We start from the raw sequence: 15,602 nt of genomic DNA, 5'->3' as shown, positions 1-15,602 counted from the left end.
GATTCTGTTCAATGTGGTTCAGTATGTCGCACATTTTTCTGTGTAAAAAAAGCTTTCTGATGTTCTTTTATCACAGAATGATACTATTTTGGAGATGTCTATTGTACAGCTTTTTGGCAAAATTCTTAATAGAGTGGTACTCCCCGGTTTAGCGCATCTACAAAACTTGCATAGTCATACTCAACTTGAGTTGCATAATCTAAAGCAAAGTTGACTATTTCATTTTTAAATGCAGCCTTGTTACCACTAACAATATCTGTTACTTCTTTATCCACACTATTAGGAACAAGCGCATCATTGTAATCTTTATCAGAAATAGCATGGTTTTTAGCTACGACTTTGCCTGCATACCCCATTGCATCCATGAACTTGGTTTTGCTTGTGAGTAATGTATAATCAAAGTCTTCTTGATAAGGTGATTTCTCGTGCAGCATAAAGAAAAGGTTGTTGAGTACAGTATAGCCAACTAAAGGATCTGTATTAGCAAGCATTGCTTTTGTAGCAATTGTCACTCTTGTACCTTCATTATTGCTATATACAGAACTCGATAATAAACTGGGAGCAGCGATCGCTACTGCACTAGTGGTTTCTTGTTTCATTTCTAAAATGCGATCGTCGTCAGTTGCCGAACTAGGGCCTTCAATGAGCAAGTAATATCGATATCTGCCAAGACTACCAGTTCCTGAACCTAGTTTTAGCCGAATATCTTTAAGAGTGTAGTAGCTATTGCTGTAGCGTTTACTGGTAGGAATTGAAGTTATATAACTACTCATCGCATTACTAATACTTGAGTAGGTGCTACTAGATAGAGGTTGAAGTTGGGAGCTTGTCTGGAAGACGCGATCGCCACTGCTATTGATTTGCGTATACTTGCTCAATAAGCTGGAACGACTTTTGCTAGCAGCTTGTTGAATTAAATCGTTAACAATACCGTTTGTATTACTAGATTCTAATCGGTAAGATAATTCGTCATTAGTTCCCTTGAAGTCGCTCATTTTATTGAGGTAAGTATCTAAAAAATTCCGCACAACATCTTGAGCATCACTAGTGCTAATACCATTTTCTTTAGCTGCTAAAAGAATTGAAACAGCCATCCGGCGCAAGTCCCAAACGTAAGGGCCAAGGTAGCCTTCATCAAAATCGGTAGTATCAAATACATTATTACCATTGCTATCTCTCATTCCACCAAGATTCTGCATATGCATATCACCTTCCAACCAAATAGCCCCTGTTGCAGAATTGACAAATGCTGAACTTGGTAATGTCTGCATATCACGATAAAAGATGTGAGCAGTCCCTCGATAAAAAGCAAAAGGACTAACCGCCATCTTTTGCATTTTTGTTGCTAATTCTTGAGGTAATTGAGTAGCAAATTGATGATTGTATTGATAAATTTCATTTTCTACCCAACTAGAACGAGGAGTTGCAGCAATAGTCCTAGCATCAAACCATAAAATTACAACTGTCAGGGCAGCAACTATACCTATTTTTTTTAACATAAAATCAGATAGAATTTGTCAATTAATTTATACTGTAGATTAGCCTAAAAGCTAGTAGTTATCTCATAACCATTCTTTAACCTATAGTTTTAAATGTCAGGATATTTGCTCTACTTAGATTAGTCTATACTCCAGTTTTTTAGTGACATTCCATCATGAGTGTTGACGGTGTGATTTCAACCTAAATTATCGTTGAAGGCGATCGCAATTTCCCTACACATTTACGCCGTTCTACTTATTTAGGGAGTTAGTGCAACTTTAATCACTTTTCGCGCTTTCATATCACAAAATACCTGTTCTAAATCTTGTAAAGGTCGTTTTTCACTGATGAGTAATTCAAAAGGTATTTTGCGAGTTGTAATTAATGCCAGTGCCTTTCGCACATATTCAGGAGTATTGTGAAACACGCCTTTTAAAGTCAATTCGCTGTAGTGCAGTTGTTCTGTATTCACTGTAATTGTTGTATCTCTTGGACAACCGCCAAATAAGTTCACTGTTGCACCAGGACGCGCACAGGCGATCGCACTTTCCCATACACTGGGTACACCCGTTGCTTCAATCACCACATCTGCACCCCAGCCTTGAGTCAGTTCTTTCACTACACTAGGAATATCTGGAGTTTGATGATAGTTAAAGGTTTGGACTGCACCCAATTTTTTCCCAATTTCTAGCCTTTGGTCATTTCCTCCCCAGAGTAATACCTCCACCGTATCAGCTAAGGCGGCGACGAACATTAACCCAATCGCCCCATCTCCTAACACCACTACTTTATCTTGGGGCTGAATATGAGAACGAGCTACTCCATGCAATACACAAGCTAAAGGTTCCGTCATTGCTGCCAACTCTAAAGGCAACTCATCGGGAACCCGCAACAAATTATGCTTGACTATCGGTGCCGGAATTTTTAGGTATTCGGCAAATGTGCCATTATTCCAGGTCAAATTTGGACATAAAGAATACTCTTGGCGTTGACAAAAAAAGCATTCCATGCATGGCGCAGAATTATTTGCCACGACGCGATCGCCTACTCGCCAGTTTGTCACATCAGCACCCACAGCTACAATTTGTCCAGCTGCTTCATGACCAAACAAAGTCGGTGGTTTTAACATTTTGGCATGACCACCACGCCGCCAAACTTTCAAATCTGTACCGCAAGTTGTCGCTGCTCCCACTTTAATTACCACTTCGCCAGCTGCGGGTGTGGGGTCAGCTACTTGCTCTAACCGAAAATCTTCCCGACCATAAAGTAAGGCTGCTAACACAGCTTTTAACCTAATTCATTAGCTCCACCCGATTGTATCAGGTAGAGCCTGCCAGAGAATAATTTGGTCATGCGCTGCGCGCAGGGTGTGGGGTGTAAGGAAGGTGTTGGTGTTGGAAGAGGCAAAAACCCTTACCAACACAATTACCCTCAAGGGCAGGGCTTGTGTCCCAAAGGTTGTTGGGGCTGTCTTTATGAACAGGGTGTCGGGTGTCGGGGGGATAGATTAATCGTGAGCAACGCAAAACTAGTTTACTCATAAGTAGTAAGACAAAATTAATTACCCAACATTAGACCTGAAACCCTTATTAAGCCTAGAATCTAATGTGTAAATATTTCTGTCCTATTACTTAACAGTCCTTCTTCCCCTACACCCTACACCCTACACCCTTCTTTGGTCGATACCCCACGCCCGCCCCATTGGGGCTTAGTCAACGTCGGGTGTGTTTAGATTAGTTGATGACTTAATTGCAAGACTTAGGAATTAACCTTTGGTTGAGAAAGAATTCCTGTGTTTCGAGAGTCCACATTAACTAAACGATTAACCGTTAACAGTGGTACTTCTTGTCGGCAAGAAAGGCAAAACCAATACAACTCACCATGACGGACATGACGCAGCACGGAACCACCGCAACATGGGCAAGTGTTGGCTCTCATACTCATTGCAATGTCCTCCTCAGAACAAAATTGATGTTAAATTTAGGTAAAAAGTTGTTGATTATAATCAGAATTTAGCCGCATGAATATAACCGTTTAGATTAATGCGGTTTTTAATAATATGTTCGTAAACTTGTTGTCTAAGCGTAATGCACGCGGATAAACTGCTTCTATAAAAGTCAGAGTTTGTGAATCACCAGAGGCAAACAAAGTTACTTCATAACCTCGACATACTAACTCATCGCTCAAGCAACTCACTACCAGTTCAATTCCTCCAGAATTTAGAGGTGGAACTGATTCCTGTAAGCGGGCTAACTGAGAGATTTTCATAAGTTGTTTTGGTTCAGACTGTAAGGCTGCCCTCTCTTCAAGATTCATATCATCTTTTCTTGAGAACAAAGCATTTTTACTTACTCTTTTAAGATTTCAATTAACTTAATTGAGTCTTAAAAGTGCAATATTAGTTAACACTTGTTCACAATAAGGTAAAAGCCAGCCGATACATTTTAGACCATTAATTATTTTGTAGCCACTTATTGCCTACACTTATAAAATATAGCTCACATTCCCTTAATTTCATCTACCTTGGGGATCATAAACCTATAGGATATTTTGTAGCTAAACTTACAAAACCACAGGTTTTGTAGCCGCAAATACTAAAAATATTAGACGGGATCAATTTTCTAATAACCTGAATCTGAGGAAAATTAAGCAAAAGAGAGAATCAATAGAATAAAGATTAAATAATACTAAAATTTTGATAACTGAGAAAATACTGCATTAGTTCGATAATTAGCTAAATGAAAATTGTTAGTTGGAATGTTAATTCGATTCGCACTCGTCTAGAGCAGGTAATTGATTGGTTAAGCCAGAATCCTGTAGATGTGCTGTGTTTACAAGAGACAAAAGTAGTAGATGCTGATTTTCCGCGATCGCCGTTTGCCCAATTAGGCTATAACCTCTACATCTGTGGACAGAAAGCTTATAACGGTGTTGCCCTCATTTCACGCCAACCACTTACCGATGTTAGTGCCGGGTTCACCGCAATCTTGCCCCAGCTTGAACCAGAATGGGATGAGCAAAAGCGAGTCATTACAGGTGTAATCGATGGAATTCGGATTGTCAACTTATATGTTCCCAATGGTTCAGCAATTGGCAGCGAGAAATATGAATATAAGTTACGTTGGTTAACAGTACTCCGAAAGTATTTACAATTCCTTCTGCAATCACAAACTGCCATTTGCATCTGCGGTGACTTTAATATTGCCTTAGAAGCTATAGATATTCACGACAAAGTGAAAGCAGACACTCATATAATGTCCAGTCCAGAAGAGCGTCAAGCCCTACGAGATATTTTAGAATTGGGTTTTGCCGATGCTTTTCGCAAATTTACAACCGAAGGTGGACATTACAGTTGGTGGGATTATCGCGCCGCCGCCTTTCCCCGGAACTTAGGCTGGCGAATTGACCATCACTATCTCACGCCAGAATTATACGAACGCGCCAAAAGCTGCATCATAGATGTTGCGCCAAGAAAATTAACCCAACCTAGTGACCATGCACCAGTGATTTTGGAATTATAGATTAAATAGAAGTAGGAAGTGTGTAGAAACCCTTCACACTTCACACTTCACACTTCATACTTCATACTTTAATTACTATGTTTTTGGTAACTGGAGCAACGGGAGGAATCGGCCGTCGAGTTGTGCGACTTCTACGCCAACAAGAAAAATCAGTACGGGCTTTTGTCCGGCTGACTTCGCGTTACAGCGAGTTAGAACACCGAGGTGCAGATATCTTCATTGGTGATTTGCATCGAGAAAAAGATATAGAAAAAGCTACTCAAGGTGTCCAGTATATTATCAGCACCCACGGTTCTGGTAGTGATAGCCTATCCATCGACTACCGCGCCAACATAGAACTAATTGACCAAGCAAAAGCCCACGGAGTAGAACACTTTGTATTTATTTCTGTACTAGGATCTGAGCGAGGATACGAAGATGCCCTCGTTTTTAAGGCAAAACGAGAAGTAGAAAGATATTTGGTAAATAGTGGCTTAAATTACACTATTTTACGCCCATCTGGATTAGCATCTAACTTGCTGCCATTGGCAGAACAATTTCGTGAAACAGGCTTATATTTGCTGATTGGCGACCCCAAAAACCGAAGCTCGATAGTTAGTACAGACGATTTAGCAAGAATTGTAGTGGATGCTGTGACATTTGCAGAGGCTCGAAACCAAATATTACCAGTTGGGGGGCCGGAAATTTTGCAACGAGAAGATATACCTCGGATATTTGGTCGGATTTTTAATAAAGAACCGATAGTGATTAATCCTCCTGTTTTGGTAATTGATGGTTTAAGGAGTGCAATAGGTTTATTCAATCCCCAAACACAAACAGCTTTGGGTACTTATCGTACATTGCTATCAAACGAGTTTTTTTGTACAAAAGACGAAATAACCAAATTAGAGAAGATTTTCGGTTTTCAGTTAGAAACCTTAGAAAGTTTTTTAAGACGCTATTTAGCAGTTTGAATCAGGGGCTAGGGGTTAGAGGCTAGAGGCTAAAAGTCCCTAGCCCCTACTCCCCACTCCCCATTCCCTAATCTAAAATCTTATGAAATCTCCCCTAGTCGCAAATCCCGCTCAAGCACGTCAGACAAAACAGCGATTCGCTAAACCAGAGGATCAACTTTCTTATGAATTGGGTAAGGCCGTTCAAGAATTGCCTCCACTTTATACAAGATTGTTGGCAGGTACAATCAGCTTAGTTGTATTTGGAACGATCGCCTGGGCGAATTTCTCGGAAATTGATGAAGTGGCGATTGCACAAGGGGAATTAATTGCTTCTACACAAGTGCGCCCAGTCACATCTCTAGGTAATGGGTCAATTGTAGCGGTGAAGGTGAAAGAAGGCGATCGCGTGACTAAAAACCAAGTTTTAATTCAACGCGACCCCAACTTGCAAAGAACTGATGTCAACCGCTTAGATCAATCTGCCAAGCTAATTAAAGAAGATATCCAACGTTTAGATACAGAACGCGTCGGCGGTACAAGTACAGGCGAAAAGCTGCAAGATGAACTGTTAACTGCACGTGTGCGAGACTTTCAAGCACGTCAAGGCGCAGCCGAAGCAGAAGCAAATCGCCAACGCGCCTCACTCGACCAAGCAAAAGTGCGCTTGGCGCGATTGAAAGAAAATCTCAATGCTGCTAAAAGTTCTTTAGTTAACGCCAACGCTAACCTCAACAATGCGAAAAATATTCGAGAAAGAGTTAAACAAGGTCTAGCGATCGCGCAAGATAGAGAAGAGAAACTCCGCACCTTAATTAATCCTGGTGCTGTACCCAGAGTTGATTACTTAGAAGCCCAAGAAAGATTAAATCGTGCCAATACAGACGTTACCAGATCAGAAGATGAAGTGACTAACGCCACTAACAAAGTCACCGAAGCGCAAGATCGTGTCGCCTCCTTAGAAAAAGATATTGCAGCCCAAGCGCAAGAAGTTCGCCAAGCCCAGGAAGCTTTTCAAGGGGCGCGGAATCAAGCCCAGCGTTTAGCATCAGAACGTCAAAGCGAAATTTTGACCCAGATGACTAAGCGTAAAGAAGAATTAACTAATGTATCTGGTCAATTAGAACAAGCTAAAAAGCAACAAGAAGGAGAAACTATTAAAGCCCCAGTTGCAGGCACAATTTACAGAATCAAAGCCACCAAAGGGCCAGTACAAGCAGGTGAAGAATTACTTTCGATTTTACCAGATGGAGAAGAGTTGCAGTTAGAAGTGAAAGTTCTCAACCGCGATATTGGTTTCATTCGTCCAGGGATGAAAACAAAAGTCAAAATGGCGACTTTCCCTTTTCAGGAATTCGGCACTATCGATGGTCAAGTTGTGCAAGTTAGTCCTAATGCAGTAGTTGATAAAGATTTAGGTTTAGTTTTTCCGACCAGAATCCAATTGAATCGACACTCATTAAATGTGCGGGGTCAACAAGTAGTGTTTACTCCGGGGATGGCGGCGACTGGAGAAATCGTTACTCGTAAAAAGTCGGTTTTGACTTTCATCATGGAGCCGGTAACACGTAGATTTAGCGAAGCCTTTTCTGTGCGGTAAGCTGAAACACACATTTATTGCATAAGAACTTCAAGGAGTTGTTGACTATTGACGGTTGATAGTCAACAACAGGACAAGGGGCAGGGGGCAGAGGAGAGAAACCCATACCCCCAATACTGTTCAGTTAAGAAAGTTGGGAACAGAGAACAGGTAAGACCAGCCCCCGTCTTATACCAATTCACAATGACGCTCGCAGGCTCGCTAACGCAATTAAAAAACTAGATGCAGCAAGGATTTTAGGGTTTACATCTGTATAATATTTTTCGTGAAATGGTATGAGACTCCACTTACTTAGGGAATGCAACTGGCATGGTTGTCCAGCCTGAGTTCTGACGCAGCAGTACGACATCTGTGCGACCATCTTTATTGAAATCACCTGTCAACGGACTAACGCCGTCAACCGTTGCCCAACCCGCAAAATCACCAATGCTATAGTTGGTAATTTGCCATGTACCGTTACCCTGAGCAAATGCTACTGGCATGGTTGTCCAGCCTGAGCTTTGATTTAGTAGTGCGACATCTGTACGACCATCTTTATTGAAATCACCTGTCAACGGACTAACGCCGCCAACCGTTGCCCAACCTGCAAAATCACCAATGCTATAGTTGGTAATTTGCCATGTACCGTTACCCTGAGCAAATGCTACTGGCATGGTTGTCCAGCCTGAGCTTTGATTTAGTAGTGCGACATCTGTGCGACCATCTTTATTGAAATCACCTGTCAACGGAATAACGCCGCCAACCGTTGCCCAACCTGCAAAATCACCAATGCCATAGTTGGTTATGTTAAAACCATTTATATTTTGTGCGACAGCGACATTCGCCATTGCGCCGATGATTGTCGTATTGAGGAAAAATGATAAAACTACTTTACCATAGCTTATCTGAGACATGATTAACCTCCTTCAAATACGGGTAAAAATAGCGAAGACAAATTTTATCCCCACGCACAGCTTGAAAAGGTTTCTGTCAAAGAGTTAAAAAATAGAATTGCTCTGGTGGTCGAGGATAATTATTATTTCGCTGGATTTAAGTCAATACCTAATAGGTATAGATTTAATCAAATATTTTTCTATATTTAGATTGGAATAAGTCAAATATTTTACAATCCTTGATAGTGTGATTCTCAATCAACATCCAATAAGTCTTTCATTCTTCTAGGAGATCTGTAGCTTTTAAACCTTTATCTAGGCTGGTTTAACAATGATTTTCGCCTCTTGAAATTGCAACCTTTCTTCATACAATTCCGCCCTCACACCATTTCACGGAAAATCTGATACAAATGTAAAGTCTGAAAGCGTTGCTGAATCAAAGTATGAAATACCAAAACTACCTTTCTTGTTCTTTGTACCTTTGCGCCTTTGCGTGAGAAAAATTCCCTCAATCAGCAACGCCAGTTTTTTAATTACGTTAGCGAAGCGGTAGCGAGCCTGCGAGCGTCATTGTCAATTGGTATCACATCCCTTGTCAAAATGTTGAAGCGGTAAACTTTGATTTGCTAAGATTTCCAATGCACCAACATTGAAACAGGGCAACTCTTCACTATCATGTCAACATCTACAATTGACGGTAAAGACGCAGCAGCTATCCAAGCCGTAACAGAAGGAGTTGCTGTATGCGATCGCTCTTTTTGGGGACGCATCCGTGTTTCTGATGACGACCGCATTCGCTTTTTACACAACCAAAGCACTAACGATTTTCAGAGTCTCAAGCCAGGGCAAGGCTGTGATACTGTAATGGTGACATCTACCGCCCGCACGATTGACTTAGTAAGTGCGTATGTTCTCGATGATGCGGTACTATTGTTGGTTTCAAACAACCGTCGAGAAACTATCATGCAATGGCTAGACCGCTACATTTTTTTTGCTGATAAAGTTCAGTTGACAGATGTGACAAATGAAACTGCAACCTTCAGCCTCATCGGCCCTGGAAGTGATGCTATTGTCGAGAAGTTGGGTGCTAGCGCAATTATTGGTCAACCTGATGGCAACCATCTCCTGATTAATGGTGGAATAATAGTTGCAGTGGGAAGTGGATTGGCTTCACCTGGGTATACTCTGATTTTGCCAGCCGCAGATAAGCAGCAGGTGTGGGAGAAAATCTTAGAATTAGGGGCAGTAGAACTAAGCGATCGCGGCTGGGAAGCGTTGCGAATTTTACAAGGCAGACCAACACCAGATGCAGAACTGACAGATGATTATAATCCCCTGGAAGTTGGTTTATGGCAGACTATTTCTTTTAGCAAAGGTTGCTATATCGGTCAAGAAACTATTGCGCGGTTGAATACATATAAAGGTGTAAAACAATACCTTTGGGGTATTCGCCTCAATGCACCTGCGGAAGTTGGGAGTGCGATCGCTCTTGGAGACGAAAAAATTGGCAAACTCACTAGTTATACAACAACCACAGATGGTCATTTTGGGCTGGGTTATATCCGCACAAAAGCTGGTGGTGTAGGTTTAAAGGTGCAAGTGGGAGAAGTGGAAGGTGAAATTGTCGAAATTCCCTTTGTTTCTCATGAATATCCCAATCAGTAAACAGTTAGCAGTAAACAGTTATCAGTGATGTGTTGATCCTTGGGCTATCCCTAATAATAGGGTGTTAGGCATTGGTGATGGTTAACAGTCACTAACCATAGCATTTAATAAATACTTGCTGTTAACTGTTAACTGTTAACTGTTAACTGTTCACTGTTCCCAGGCTTTACCTTGACAAAACTCATCAACCCAAGAAGCTAAACTACGGGCATTAGTGTGAGGAAATGACTTATTTTTATTAGGTGGGTTTTGTGGTTGTAACTTCTCTAGTTTGCCATTATTAGGCATCTCAAGATTTACAGGTAGTGATGATAAGGTATTAACTTGGTTTGGGATTTCAGGCACGTTCGCAGGCGATGTCTCGGTAGCTATTGTGCGCCTACTGAATAATTTGCTATTGCCAGGAATTTCTATTGCTAATGCCAGAGTTTTACCGTTGCTGGGAAGTGTAGTTGTTAAGGCTAGCGAACGCACTGGTTTGGTTTGAAGTAATACACCTGTGGCTAGCGGAACAGAACGTGATCTCTTTGCAGAAGATAGGAGGTTAACTTTAGTAGCAACTGCAAACGCTGGTAAAGGCTTGGGTAAATCAGAAGGAGTTTTTTCTGTATTTGGCAGCGTGGCTAGAGGTTGAGGAATAATCTTGGTAACAGTGGACTGCATACGCACTGGTTCTTCCTCTAGACGCGTCACTGCTAAAGGCTCGTTTTGACTTTGATTTATCGCCAAAGAATTATCTAAGTTTGTTAACGGCAACTCCTCATCGGGGTTGAAGTTAAGACCCAAAGCGGTGACTATCGCATCGGGATTATTATTCAGATCCATCATAAAAGCTAACACTTGGTCAAACTCTGGCTCTAAAACAGATAAAGTAGCCAAAATAAAACCAGATGATGGTCGGCGCAAGCCATTATAAGTCGCCCAAACTCGCATTTTTACTAGCCAGGGACGATTTTGTTTGTAGTAATTCAGCCACTTCATTTTTAAGGATTGACGTAGCTGCTGAATATTCATCGGATGCCTCGCTTGAGTCAAAAATAGTGCAGACCTGGATATTAAAAATTCGGTTTTATCCTTGGGGATGAAACCGATAATAAAGCATCTGCTTGACTCTTTCACCACATAGCAAATGTTGTTCTACCAATAGAGGTATTTCATTTGGTGTAACGCCGCTATACCAGACCATATCAGGCAAAACCAACACCATCGGCCCGTTACCGCATTGCCCCAAACAGCCGCTAGCTGTTACCGTCACATCTGGAACTGGCAACGTTGCAAAAGCCTCTAATACCTTAGCTGCGCCTTGCTTTTTACAGGTGCGATTTTGGCATACGCGCACGCACCTGTAAGTGGGTACTTCGTCGCTGGATGCTAAATTTGATGGTTGAGTTACGTTTGACATTTATGTTTTGTGCTTTAAAAAGGGGCAGGAAACAAGGAACAGGAAATAGAAACAAGCATCTTGATGAAAAATCTTACTGTTACCTATTGCCTATTGCTTATTGCCTGTTCCCTCTCTCAACAGGAGTTAATTAATCTACTGACAACCCTTTAGAAGCCAGCCATTCACGGTTGAATATCCGTGATTGATAGCGAGAACCACTATCACAAAGGATGGTGACAATGGTATGACCTGGGCCTAATTGTTTTGCTAAAGCAACTGCCCCGGCAACATTAATACCTGTCGAACCTCCCATAAGTAGCCCGTCTTTCCGTAGCAGTTGGTAAACGACTCGCAAAGCTTCTGTGTCATCTATTTGGATGGCATCATCAGCAGGCGCGCCTTCCATATTTGCTGTAATGCGGCTGTTACCAATGCCCTCGGTGATGGAATTACCTTCTAGGTGAATTTCGCCAGTTTTGATATAGCTATAAAGCCCACTACCGAGAGGATCGGCAACAACACATTTAATCGCTGGATTTTTTTCTTTTAGGTACATCGCTACACCAGCAAAGGTTCCACCTGTACCAGTTGCCGCCACCCATCCGTCTATTTTACCATCTGTTTGTGTCCAAATTTCTGGGCCTGTGGTTTCGTAGTGAGCGCGGCGGTTGGCTAAATTATCAAACTGATTTGCCCAAATTGCATTTTCTAACTCAGAGGCAATTCTACCCGATAGTTTGACGTAGTTATTCGGGTCTTTGTAAGGTACAGCAGGGACAGGACGGACTTCCGCTCCCAGTGCTGTTAGGGCATCGATTTTTTCTTGGGACTGAGTATTAGGAATAATAATCAGACATTTATAGCCTTTGGCGTTGCAAATATGCGCCAGTCCAATACCAGTGTTACCAGCAGTACCTTCAACTACAGTACCACCGGGTTTAAGTAGACCTTTTTCTTCCGCATCTTGAATAATATATAATGCGGCTCGGTCTTTGACAGAACCGCCAGGGTTGAGAAACTCTGCTTTCGCTAAGATTTCGCATCCTGTTTCTTCGCTAAAGCTGTTTAAGCGAATTAAGGGTGTATTACCTACAGCGCCGATGAAGCCGTTTTTGATATCCATTTTCCATCTTCTTGAATTCTTGCCTATAAAAATTTTGGCTTATAGCGGCTGTAGGATTTACGGCTTCTACATAGATTTTTTGGACTTTTACATTTTTATAACGCGGAATTAATTAAAACTCGCACTTAGAGAAGATAAAACTAGCGATCGCCAATAACATCATGCTGTAAAGTAAGCCATAGCCAGCATTTGTCATCAATACAGTGGCATTAGGTAGGGCGTGCCAACCATAAACGGCATCATTTTTTAAATCTAAGCGCGATAAGTCTGGCACAACTAGATATAAACCTTGAGTTATCCGTTCCATTACGGGATTTTGGCTCAAACGTCCCAAGTTAACTAAGTCTTGAGTAATGTTACCCATTAAGTAAACTGCAAACGTTAAAGTAATTGCTAACAAAGAATTGGTAAACACTCCCAAGGTAATAGCCACAGCCGTCATTAAAGCTAACTGTAAGAATAGAAAAATTGCCGCAATTAAAAGACTCAAAGTTGGATGAGGAATATTGGCTAGTTGCAAAAACACTAAATAAATAGTTGTCATTGCGCCTATTAACACAGCTATTACAGCTGACAAACCTAAAAATTTACCAGAGATAATTTCGCTGCGGCTGACTGGTTTAGCAATTAACAGCAAAATAGTGCGCTTATCAATTTCTTTTTTAACCAGTCCTGTACCAACAAACACAGCAACAATTAGAGTAATAATACTCATTGCCACTATGCCAAAGTCTAAAAACATTTTATTTTCAGTAGTGGCGGCAAATTCTGGCAGTACTCGCCACGCTACTGCTAGCAGTAGTGTATAAAATCCAATCACATATAAAATGCGATCGCGTACTACTTCCTGAAATACATTTTTCGCAATTACAAAAGTTCGCATTGGTTATTAGTCATTAGTCAATAGTCATTTGTAACTCCCCCTTGTCTCCCTTGTCTTCCTTATTTTCCCTAATCCTCATCCCGTAAGCTATTGCGCCTACAAGTTCTTCTCTTGAAAATACTCAAACCCTCTCCTCTGCTCCTCTGCTCCCTTGCCCCCTTGCGGTCTAAACTGCAAATTAGGTGCTTAACAACTTACCGCCGTGGTGGAGGTAGAGAAGCAACGAATCTAGTCACGCGATCGCATTGTATTTCTCCGACTGCGATTTTGTCCTCTGGATTAGCGTTAGTAATTCGCTGTTTAGTAGAGATTGCTATTGGGTCAATTCGGCAAGTTTTTATAAAATAATATCCTTGCTTTCTAGCAGTTGGCCCTAGCCAAATACTGAGTAAATCTAATTTATAGCCAGTTGATTTAATATTATCTACCCGTGGTTCCACACGCCATAGAGCTTTTTCTTCGTATGCGCCTAAGTTTTTTTCAATAACTCCTCGACCCAAATTAGTGACATTAACGTCAACATCCTTGAGCCATTTTTCGACTTGTGACCAAGGTTTGCCGTCTATTTGTTGTTCTACTATGGGTTGGAGTTTATCTAAAATCAAAACTCCATTTCTTGGAACCTTTTCTGTCACAATATCTGTTCTTCTAACAAAGGCACTACGCTGAAAATTCTCAGATAGTAAACTGGGATATTCTGTTAACCATTTGTCTGTCACATAATAAAATTGTAACCAGCAGCTAAGAAGCATACAACTACCAACCAAAATGATGATTCTTTGTCTAGCTTCTGGTTTAGGAATTTGAGCTTTTGAGCTAGTATCGTTACCTTCAATAAATTCGGGAATTGCTGTAATCAAAGCCGAAATTGTTGGCCAAAGTACGATAGTTCTTGGCGTAATTACATCCTGTTGATTACCAAAAGCAAAAACACTCACCAAAAAACCTGTAATTACTGCACCGACTGGCATATAGGTGCCAGGCACTCTCACAGGATCATCAGTTGTGTACCAAGCTGTTCCAGCAATTAAAAACAACCAACCAAAAAATGCAATTGTATCTCTGATATAACCTGTAGCAAAGTATGATAAAAACCCAGAAAATACACTTAAATAAATCAAAGTTTGCCAAGCATAAGCTTGGGGCGGCACTAAAATTTTTCTAATTCGGGCGTAAATATCTTCAGTAAATTTAAACAACCCAAATAAATCTTTGAATAAAACGTTCATTTTTACCTCCAAAAAATTGATATCTGCCAATTGATAGTGCGGAAAATTTAATAACTACCTATTGCGAATTAACAAAATAATTGTAATAGCAGTGTAACTGAGAGAATTAGCAATTAATGTTGTAATTACTAAATTTGTAGCTTGCAATCTTACGCCACCCGCTGCACGTCGCCATTGTCGTCGCTGAGATGTAGTAGTTATTTCTGGCTTTTTCCAACCATCTTCACTCAAGGTAAATACAAAAAGCTGTAATAGTAAAAATTTCAGTAAAAAAGTTAAAAAGAAAATAATAAAAGTGGTTATGATTAACGTTCCTTGGGTATTGGCTGAAATAAAACTATTAAAAAATACAAAATTAATTAGTTCTGATTTTAAGCCTATTGGCAAAAACGGTTCTAAGTAAAAAAATATAATCCAGCCAAGAGTGCCAGAAAAAAGATTAGTGCCTATTGCATAAAAGATACTGGTTTTTTTATCAAACTTGAGCCTGATGTTAAAAACATAAGCTTCTATAGGAATGGCAACCAATACAAATAAAAGGTTAAATAAGATTACGCCAAGGGGTAGAAGTCTGGGTAGAGTCCAATTATCAAACATAGAGATTCAATGGTAAGGTGTAACTAGAGAGGATAGAGTTGGGATAATCAGGCTAATGGGTGGCGATCGCTATTTGCCATCTTGGTGTGCCAGTATACCTCTATTTACTCTGTTAATATAGCAAGCCTATTTGATTTACAAACTACTTGTGAGAGCAAGCCAGGGAGCAGACTTCCCCTCAGTCCCTCCGCACCTGATCTGTCTCAATGAAGAGATATCTTAACCCAAAGGTATTGCATCACAACCCTCAATAAGATGCAAACAAATCTATTCCTATTGCCTATTGCCTATCACCTATTGCCTATCACCTGTTCCCT

The 15,602-nt window shown here is 40.8% G+C and carries 14 protein-coding genes and 1 pseudogene; 4 read left to right on the top strand and 11 right to left on the bottom strand.

Annotation, left to right across the window (positions count from 1 at the left end; genetic code table 11):
- Positions 1 to 125: 125 nt before the first annotated feature.
- The 4 genes and pseudogenes from H6G76_RS29600 to H6G76_RS29585 all read right to left on the bottom strand — a co-directional run.
- Positions 126 to 1,499 (bottom strand): DUF2252 domain-containing protein, encoded by a 1,374-nt coding sequence (locus H6G76_RS29600; protein WP_190709019.1) that lies wholly within the window; start codon positions 1,497 to 1,499, stop codon positions 126 to 128.
- Between the two features lie 239 nt (positions 1,500 to 1,738).
- Positions 1,739 to 2,761 (bottom strand): alcohol dehydrogenase catalytic domain-containing protein, encoded by a 1,023-nt coding sequence (locus H6G76_RS29595; RefSeq protein ID WP_190709017.1) that lies wholly within the window; start codon positions 2,759 to 2,761, stop codon positions 1,739 to 1,741.
- Between the two features lie 476 nt (positions 2,762 to 3,237).
- Positions 3,238 to 3,423: a hypothetical protein gene (locus tag H6G76_RS29590; protein WP_190709015.1), complete on the bottom strand. Its 186-nt coding sequence runs from the start codon at positions 3,421 to 3,423 to the stop codon at positions 3,238 to 3,240.
- A 132-nt stretch (positions 3,424 to 3,555) separates the two neighbouring features.
- Positions 3,556 to 3,747, bottom strand: a pseudogene (locus tag H6G76_RS29585) (glycosyltransferase family 4 protein); the annotation flags it as partial.
- Positions 3,748 to 4,217: 470 nt separating this feature from the next.
- On the opposite strand from H6G76_RS29585, the gene xth reads away from it, so the two are divergent.
- The 3 genes from xth (at position 4,218) to H6G76_RS29570 (ending at position 7,532) form a co-directional block, all read left to right on the top strand.
- Positions 4,218 to 5,000, top strand: a complete 783-nt coding sequence (gene xth / locus H6G76_RS29580; protein ID WP_190709013.1) for an exodeoxyribonuclease III — start codon at positions 4,218 to 4,220, stop codon at positions 4,998 to 5,000.
- Between the two features lie 77 nt (positions 5,001 to 5,077).
- Positions 5,078 to 5,953, top strand: a complete 876-nt coding sequence (locus tag H6G76_RS29575) for an SDR family oxidoreductase (protein ID WP_190709010.1) — start codon at positions 5,078 to 5,080, stop codon at positions 5,951 to 5,953.
- Between the two features lie 82 nt (positions 5,954 to 6,035).
- Positions 6,036 to 7,532, top strand: coding sequence for an HlyD family efflux transporter periplasmic adaptor subunit (locus H6G76_RS29570; protein WP_190709009.1), 1,497 nt, complete (start codon positions 6,036 to 6,038; stop codon positions 7,530 to 7,532).
- Between the two features lie 287 nt (positions 7,533 to 7,819).
- On the opposite strand, the gene H6G76_RS29565 is transcribed toward H6G76_RS29570, so the two are convergent.
- Entirely contained in the window at positions 7,820 to 8,425 is a 606-nt protein-coding gene (locus H6G76_RS29565) for a VCBS repeat-containing protein (protein ID WP_190709007.1), read from the bottom strand.
- A gap of 654 nt (positions 8,426 to 9,079) precedes the next feature.
- On the opposite strand from H6G76_RS29565, the gene H6G76_RS29560 reads away from it, so the two are divergent.
- The gene (locus H6G76_RS29560) at positions 9,080 to 10,069 is read left to right on the top strand and encodes a folate-binding protein YgfZ (protein WP_190709005.1); all 990 of its coding nucleotides are present in this window, start codon (positions 9,080 to 9,082) and stop codon (positions 10,067 to 10,069) included.
- A gap of 150 nt (positions 10,070 to 10,219) precedes the next feature.
- Here the strand turns inward: H6G76_RS29560 and H6G76_RS29555 are convergent, their stop codons facing one another.
- From H6G76_RS29555 to fraC, 6 genes are all read right to left on the bottom strand, one after another.
- A complete protein-coding gene (locus tag H6G76_RS29555; protein ID WP_190709004.1) occupies positions 10,220 to 11,083 on the bottom strand; it encodes a DUF5331 domain-containing protein in 864 nt (287 codons plus the stop codon).
- Between the two features lie 55 nt (positions 11,084 to 11,138).
- Positions 11,139 to 11,471 (bottom strand): ferredoxin, encoded by a 333-nt coding sequence (locus tag H6G76_RS29550; RefSeq protein ID WP_190709002.1) that lies wholly within the window; start codon positions 11,469 to 11,471, stop codon positions 11,139 to 11,141.
- 130 nt (positions 11,472 to 11,601) lie between these two features.
- Positions 11,602 to 12,576, bottom strand: a complete 975-nt coding sequence (locus tag H6G76_RS29545) for a cysteine synthase A (protein ID WP_190709000.1) — start codon at positions 12,574 to 12,576, stop codon at positions 11,602 to 11,604.
- A 112-nt stretch (positions 12,577 to 12,688) separates the two neighbouring features.
- A complete protein-coding gene (locus H6G76_RS29540) occupies positions 12,689 to 13,459 on the bottom strand; it encodes an ABC transporter permease (RefSeq protein WP_190708998.1) in 771 nt (256 codons plus the stop codon).
- 194 nt (positions 13,460 to 13,653) lie between these two features.
- Positions 13,654 to 14,688, bottom strand: a complete 1,035-nt coding sequence (fraD, locus tag H6G76_RS29535; RefSeq protein WP_190708996.1) for a septal junction protein FraD — start codon at positions 14,686 to 14,688, stop codon at positions 13,654 to 13,656.
- Between the two features lie 54 nt (positions 14,689 to 14,742).
- Positions 14,743 to 15,285 carry a filament integrity protein FraC gene (fraC, locus tag H6G76_RS29530; protein ID WP_190708994.1) on the bottom strand — a complete coding sequence of 181 codons (543 nt, stop codon included), beginning with the start codon at positions 15,283 to 15,285 and terminating at the stop codon, positions 14,743 to 14,745.
- Positions 15,286 to 15,602 lie beyond the last annotated feature (317 nt).

The organism is Nostoc sp. FACHB-152 (genome assembly GCF_014697475.1).
Classification (GTDB): Bacteria; Cyanobacteriota; Cyanobacteriia; order Cyanobacteriales; family Nostocaceae; genus Nostoc_B.
Note: the sequence above shows the minus strand (reverse complement) of the source record. Positions and strands in the feature narration are given on the sequence as shown.